The 6,525-nt window shown below is 64.2% G+C and carries 6 protein-coding genes and 1 pseudogene; 5 read left to right on the top strand and 2 right to left on the bottom strand.

Annotation, left to right across the window (positions count from 1 at the left end):
- Positions 1-9 precede the first annotated feature (9 nt).
- The 3 genes from ACV22Z_RS08250 to ACV22Z_RS08260 all read left to right on the top strand — a co-directional run bounded on the left by ACV22Z_RS08250 (position 10) and on the right by ACV22Z_RS08260 (position 1,635).
- On the top strand, positions 10-399 hold the full coding sequence (locus tag ACV22Z_RS08250) for a type II secretion system protein (RefSeq protein ID WP_448075811.1): 390 nt from the start codon (positions 10-12) through the stop codon (positions 397-399).
- Positions 396-1,028, top strand: a complete 633-nt coding sequence (locus ACV22Z_RS08255) for a type II secretion system protein (RefSeq protein ID WP_448075842.1) — start codon at positions 396-398, stop codon at positions 1,026-1,028. The genes ACV22Z_RS08250 and ACV22Z_RS08255 overlap by 4 nt, the downstream gene beginning before the upstream one ends.
- Before the next feature lie 280 nt (positions 1,029-1,308).
- Positions 1,309-1,635, top strand: a complete 327-nt coding sequence (locus ACV22Z_RS08260; RefSeq protein ID WP_448075843.1) for a hypothetical protein — start codon at positions 1,309-1,311, stop codon at positions 1,633-1,635.
- Positions 1,636-2,047: 412 nt separating this feature from the next.
- Here ACV22Z_RS08260 and ACV22Z_RS08265 read toward each other — a convergent pair whose 3' ends face one another.
- Both ACV22Z_RS08265 and ACV22Z_RS08270 read right to left on the bottom strand, forming a co-directional pair.
- Entirely contained in the window at positions 2,048-2,878 is an 831-nt protein-coding gene (locus tag ACV22Z_RS08265; RefSeq protein ID WP_448075812.1) for a 3-keto-5-aminohexanoate cleavage protein, read from the bottom strand.
- Positions 2,879-3,215: 337 nt separating this feature from the next.
- Entirely contained in the window at positions 3,216-4,649 is a 1,434-nt protein-coding gene (locus ACV22Z_RS08270; RefSeq protein ID WP_448075813.1) for an aminotransferase-like domain-containing protein, read from the bottom strand.
- Positions 4,650-4,809: 160 nt separating this feature from the next.
- Here ACV22Z_RS08270 and ACV22Z_RS08275 point away from each other — a divergent pair, with 160 nt between their 5' ends.
- Both ACV22Z_RS08275 and ACV22Z_RS08280 read left to right on the top strand, forming a co-directional pair.
- A complete protein-coding gene (locus ACV22Z_RS08275) occupies positions 4,810-6,009 on the top strand; it encodes a pyridoxal phosphate-dependent aminotransferase (RefSeq protein ID WP_448075814.1) in 1,200 nt (399 codons plus the stop codon).
- Positions 6,010-6,017: 8 nt separating this feature from the next.
- Positions 6,018-6,281 (top strand): annotated as a pseudogene (locus tag ACV22Z_RS08280) (transporter substrate-binding domain-containing protein); the annotation flags it as partial.
- Positions 6,282-6,525 lie beyond the last annotated feature (244 nt).

The following is a 6,525-nucleotide window of genomic DNA, read 5'->3' on the forward strand; positions in this document are numbered from 1 at the left end:
CGATGCATCATGAAACCCGGACGCATGTGCAAACCTCGCGGATTCACGCTGATCGAAATCGTGGTCGTGATGGCCATCATCGGCCTGCTTCTGACGCTGGCGGTGCCGCGTTACATGCATGCCATCGAACGCGGCAAGGAGCAGGTGCGGCAGCAGAACGTCTCCGTGATGCGCAATGCGATCGACCAGTACTACGGCGACAACGGCCAGTACCCCGAGACGCTCGACGAACTGGTTGCGAAGCATTACTTGCGCGCGATCCCGCTCGATCCCGTGAATGGCGACGACAAATGGGCGGTGATCGCGTCGCCGGACGAGACCAAGCCGGGTGTCTACGACATCGCGCCTGCGAGCAGCCCGCAGGGCGAGCCGCCGCACACGGCAGGGGCGGCAAAATGAGCCGGGCCCGCCGGGCTGCGTGCGGCGTCGCGCACGCGCAGGTGTCCGCGATTCGCGGCCGCCCGCGTGCTGCGCGTCAGCGCGGGCTCGTGCTGCTGGCCCTGATGATCGCGCTGATGCTGATGTCGATCGCATTGGCGGGCGCGCTGGATGTCTGGACGCTGCAACGGCGTCGGGATCAGGAGAAGCAGTTGCTGTTCGCCGGCGACCAGTACCGCAGGGCGATCATTCGGTACTATCAACTGGCTCGCGCGTACCCGGCAACCGTCGACGATCTGCTGGACGACACCCGCTTTCCGAAGCCGATGCACCATCTGCGCCGCGCATATCCGGATCCGATCACCGGACAGAACGACTGGTTCTTCTTGTGGCGAGCCGATCGTTTTTACGGCGTCTACAGCAGCTCGGATCAGGCGACGATCAAGCGCGCCGGATTTCCGCAGCGCTACTCGGATTTCGAGGGCGATGAGACGTACAGGAAGTGGAAGTTTCTTTACCTTGCGCCCGGACTGAGCATGCCGGCCAGCGAAGCGGCGGCGGCCGCGCCCGATCAGGCGGCCAGCGCTCCGAGCCTGTCCGGATTCGCGGGCGGGTACCTGCCGGGGCAGACACCGCGCGGCCTGCATTGACGGGTGGCGTCGGAACGCGCAGGGCGCGAAGGCTGCACCGGGTTCCGACCCGGACACGGGAAGCCGCCCGCCACTGCATTCCACGGCGAGCGGTCGGATCCGTAACCGGTAACACGGTCCAATCGCGCCCGGGGCGCGGCTGCATGCTCGCGCGGCGAACGGACGGGCGCTCATGACCTACACTAGAAGCCCGTTCTTCGCGGGCCGGAAAACCGTTCTGGCGCAATGCAACATTCGTCCGCCCCGGCTACGGCCCGCGATCGGCGAGAAGGAGGACATCATGTTGCAAGCCAGCGAGTTTCAGCAACGCTTCACGCATCTTCAGCAAACGATCAGCGACGCGTCACGGACATGCCACTCGGACAAGACGATCCCCAAGGATCTGATGAACTGGATGGACGAGCTGGACAGGGAATGCAAGTCGGCAAAGAAGGTCATGTCATCCCATGACGAAGGCCGCATCCGGCAGTGGGTCGACGATCTCGAACGGATCGGCGATCGTGCCGAGCGCGCCTGTCAGCAAGCCGGCGGCCTCGACGCCAGGATCAAGAACGCTGTGAGTTCGATGCACTCGGAGCTATCCGATCTCCAGCGACAACTGCACTGAGTGTGCCGACCGCCCCGGCGCAGGCCGCCGGGGCCGCCCCTGCAGCTTGCCCGTCGGCACGCGGCACGCGCCATCCCCGGCAATCGTTGCGCCGGGCGGGTAAACGGCAAGCGGGTTTACGCGTCTCGAACGCTGGATTTTCAAGGAGTAGGATCAGTCATCCTTTTTGGACAAAGGATTCTCAGAGCGAAGCTCGCCCGCGTAATGCGGGCTTTTTTTTGGTTCATCGCGGGAGACCGTCGAGCGACTGACCACCTGGCAGGCCAAACGGCGACGCGTTGACGACGAGATCGCAGGCGGCCGGATCGTTCGAAGGCATGCTGTCGACCCGGCATTCGGGGAGTGCGTGCAGGACCGCTTCGGTGCGGACCGGTGGTCTGCCAGTCCGCGTCGATATCGATGCACCGTGCGTTCAGGCGGCACTCAGGCCGAGAATGGCGCGGGCCTGGGCCGGCGTTGCGACGGGGCGGCCGTATTCGGCACAAAGCGCCGCCACCCGCGCGACCAGTTGCGCATTGCTGGACGCGAGCGTGTCCTTGTCCCAGCGCACGTTGTCCTCCAGGCCCGTGCGGCAATGCCCCCCCATCTGCAACGTCCAGTGATTCACCTCGAGCTGGTGCCGCCCGATGCCGGCGGCGGTCCAGGTTGCGTCGGGCAGCAACGCGCGGAGCTGCTCGACTTCGAACTCGAGGATTTCGCGTCGCGCGGGCAGCGCATGCTTGACGCCGAACACGAACTGGACGTGCACCGGCGACTTCAGCAGGCCCTGCTGGACGAGATCGACGGTGTTGTACAGCATCGCGAGATCGAAAATCTCGATCTCCGGCTTGACGTCGTACTTCAGCATCGTCGATGCCAGCGAGCGGATGAAGTCGGGCGGGTTCTCGTACACGATGGTCGGGAAGTTGACCGAGCCCGTGGCGAGCGATGCCATGTCCGGACGCAGGTCGAGCATGGCGCCGCGCTGCTCGAACGAGCGGCCGCGGCCGCCCGTCGAGAACTGCACGATCATGCCCGGGCAGTGCTTGCGGATGCCGTCCTGGAGCTCGGCGAAACGCGAACGGTCGGAGCTGGACTTTTCCTCCTCGTCCCGCACGTGCAGATGCACGAGCGTGGCGCCCGCGTCGTAGGCTTCGTGCGTGCTTTCGATCTGCTCGGCGACCGAGATCGGCACGGCCGGGTTGTCCTTCTTGCGCGGCACGGACCCGGTGATCGCGACGGTGATGATGCAGGGTGAGCTCATGTCGATCTCCTGATGATGAGTGGTCGGGGAGGGGCGCCACGCGAATCCGGGTGCGCCGTGCGTGTGTCGCACGGACGGCCGCCGCAATGGGGCGGCCATGCGCCGGACGATGCGTCAAAAGCGGGGGGCATGGCGGTGTCTCCTGGCACGGCGCATCGTGGAATGGTGGCGGCGCCGCGTCCGATGCTGCATGAATGGCATTCGGTGAGTGGAGCATAGAGTCCGCACCACGGCCCGCACAGTGCCTTGACGCACGTCGTGAGCGGATATCGCTCAAATGTGTGCGATGATCGAACGCATTACGGGTTAATACTGAGCCGGCCTCGAGCTGTCGCGTTCAGCGAGCGAGCTGAGCATGCGCGAGTTTTCCCAACTGCCGGACGCCATCTTCTATACGGCTGCTCCACGCGTATGCGGCGCTCAGGCGCAAGCAGTTTCGAAAGCGCCGAGTCGCGGAGAACACATCGCCGGGCGCGAAGCAAATTCCGTGTTCCAGTGCTTCGTCGAACAACACGCGCGAATCGAATCGTTTCGGCAATTCCAGCCAGAGCACAAATCCGCCGGCGGGCCGGCTCACCTTCGTGTCGGGCGGAAAGCTCGCCTCTATCGTGCGCGTCATGCGCGCGAGATTCTCTTCGAGGATGCGGCGGACGCGGCGCAAGTGCGTTTCGTAGGCGCCGCTCGCCAGATAATCCGCGAGCGCGACCTGCGGCAGGGCAGCGCCGCACAGGCTGAACGCGAGCTTGCGTTCCATCACCTGCTGCGCACGGGCGCCCGCAGCGACCCAGCCGATCCGGTAGCCAGGCGCGAGGCTTTTTGAAAACGAGCTGCAGTAGATCGTATTGGCGCCGCCGTCGAGCGCGATGAACGGCTTGGGCCGTTCGCGGCCGAAATGAATATCGCCGTACACGTCGTCTTCGATCAGCGGCACGCGGTGCCGCGCGAGCAACCTCAGGAGTGCGATCTTGTCTGCTTCTTCCATCACGGACCCGAGCGGGTTGTTGAACGCCGACGACAGCACGCAAGCCGTGACCGATCTGGTTTCAAGCCAGCGCGCGAGCACGCCGATGTCGATGCCGTGTGTCGGGTCGGTTGGCAGTTCCAGCGCCTTCAGGCCGAGCGCTTCCAGCGTATGCAGCAAGCCGAAATAGGTCGGGGATTCGACCGCGATCGTATCGCCGGGCTTCGCGACCGCGCCCAGCGCGAGTGTCAGCGCTTCGGTACAGCCGCTCGTGACGAGTATGTCGTCCGGCGATAGCGCATGCCCGAAACGCATCGCCCGCTTCGCGATTTCCCGGCGCAGACGCGGGTCGCCGTACGGCGGGGAATAAACGTTGTAGCGCATGCCGTGCTGGCGCGCGGCGCGTGCAAGCGCAAGGTCCAGTCGCTGCGATTGCAGCAAGGCCGGATCGGGCACGGCACAGCCGAGCGGAACGAGCGCCGAGTTGGCCGCGTGCTCGAGCAGCGCCGCGACGGCACCGCTGATCGACACGGTCGATGCTTTCGCGCGCGGGCGCGAAGCTGACGGCAACGCGAGTGTGCCGCGGTGTGCGGCCGCGACGTAGAAGCCCGACTGCGGCCGCGCGACAAGGACGCCCCGATCTTCGAGCAGCCGGTACGCCTGCAACGCCGTCGAGACGCTGATGCGGTGCTGTTCGCTGACCGCGCGCACCGATGGCAGGCGCGTGCCCGGCGCGAGCGTGCCGTTGTCGATCATCCCGACGATGAGGTCGGCCAACTGCTTGTATCGGTATGAAGCGTGCGTGTCCACGGGATGACCTCGTGTCGAAGAATGTCGCGATTATCGGTCCGGAATCCGTAGCGCGCTACACGGAATTGTATTGGTCCATTCTGCATAAAATTGTGGCTGTTATGGTCGATGCCCGAACGCTACGATGCATGTATTCCGGGCGCAAACGAGGGGCACGAACATGAAGGCTTTCCAGCAGGATTCCGACGGAAAACGACGGTCAGGCTTCGGCGGAACCGATGCCGACGCATGGCTGGGGAGATTTCCGTACAACGAAATCATTTCGCTCCTCGACGTGAATCGACCGTTCAACCTGGCGGAGAGCACGTCTCAAGACCTGACGGTCGGAGAGGTCCTTGACCTCGCCGGCCTCGAGCACATTCGCGATCTCAAGCTCGGCTATAGCAAATCGGCCGGCGCCGATGTGCTTCGCGACGCAATCGCGGATGCCTGCAAGATTCCGGCGGGGCAGGTCATTACGACGCAAGGCACGGCGCTCGGACTCTTTCTGCTCGCATTCGAAGTCTGCCGACCCGGTGACGAGGCCGTGCTGGTCACGCCATGTTTTCCGCCGTGCCGTGACAGCCTGCTCGGCGCCGGCGTGACGGTCCGTGAGGTCCGGTTGTCGTTCGAAAGCGGCTATCGGCTGGACCTGGATCGGATAGAGGCAAGCCTGTCGCCGAAGACAAGACTGGTGAGTCTTGCCTCGCCACAAAATCCTGCCGGCATTCAGACTTCTCGTGCCGAGATCGAGAAGCTTCTTGCATTGATGGCGCGGCGCGCTCCGGAAGCCATTCTGTTCGTCGACGAGACCTATCGGGAGGCCACCTATGGCGACAATGTCGTAGTCGACAGTGTTGCGGGGCTCGACTCGCGGATCGTCACCGGCGCGTCCGTCTCGAAGGCGCTCGGCGCGCCCGGCTTGCGGACGGGCTGGATCACGGTGGCCGACGCCGACCTGCGTGCACGCCTGACCGTCGCCAAGATGAACACCGTCATATCGGGTTCGGTGCTCGACGAGACGCTCGCCGCAGCGCTGCTGCGTAACCGGGAGGCGGTACTTGCACCGCGGCGGCGGCTGCTCGCTGGCGCCCTCGACGAAGTGGCAAGCTGGTGTACGACGGAAGCAAAGCGTATCGAGTGGGTGCGGCCGAATGCCGGTGCGTTGTGCTGCGTACGTCTGCGTTCCGATGCGCTGGACGACGACGCCGTTGCGCGCTTCTGGAATCTGCTGCCCCGTCATGACTTGCAGCTTGCGTCGGGGGCCTGGTTCGGCGAAAGCGACCGTGTGTTTCGGCTCGGCTTCGGCTATCTGCCGCCTGCAAGCCTCGGCCCGGCATTGTCTGCACTGTCATTGACTTTGGACGCCGCTGCCCAATGACGAACATCATGAAGGTGAGAATCGCATATATCGAAGAGCCGCCTTTCTATTGGACTGGCGAAGAGGGATCCGCAACGGGCGCGGACATCGAACTGGCCGAGGTCGTGCTTCGCGCAATCGGGGTGTCTGCGATCGAATACCGATTGACCTCGTTCGAAGAACTTCTGCCCGGTGTGAGGGAAGGCCGCTGGAATATGAACGTGCCGATCTTCGCAACGGCCGAACGTGCCGAGCACGTCGCATTCAGCGTGCCGGTCTGGTCGCCGGGCGACGAATTGGCAGGAGGCACTTCGAAATAGCTGAAAACCGTTCCGCCGCACGCCACGGCTTGAGCTTGCCGTCCGCCACGTCCTGAATCACCTTGAACCTATCCAGCTCGCGCATCGTCATCGTGATCGTCCCAGTCGGGTTCATCGCCGGCGCTCGCTGAGGGGTGTCGGCGCTCAAACTACAAGCCAAAACACGACATTTCAACTTTGCCCAGGTACGACATTACAACTTTGCTCTTACATGCAA

It is taken from the genome of Burkholderia sp. PU8-34, from assembly GCF_053427725.1.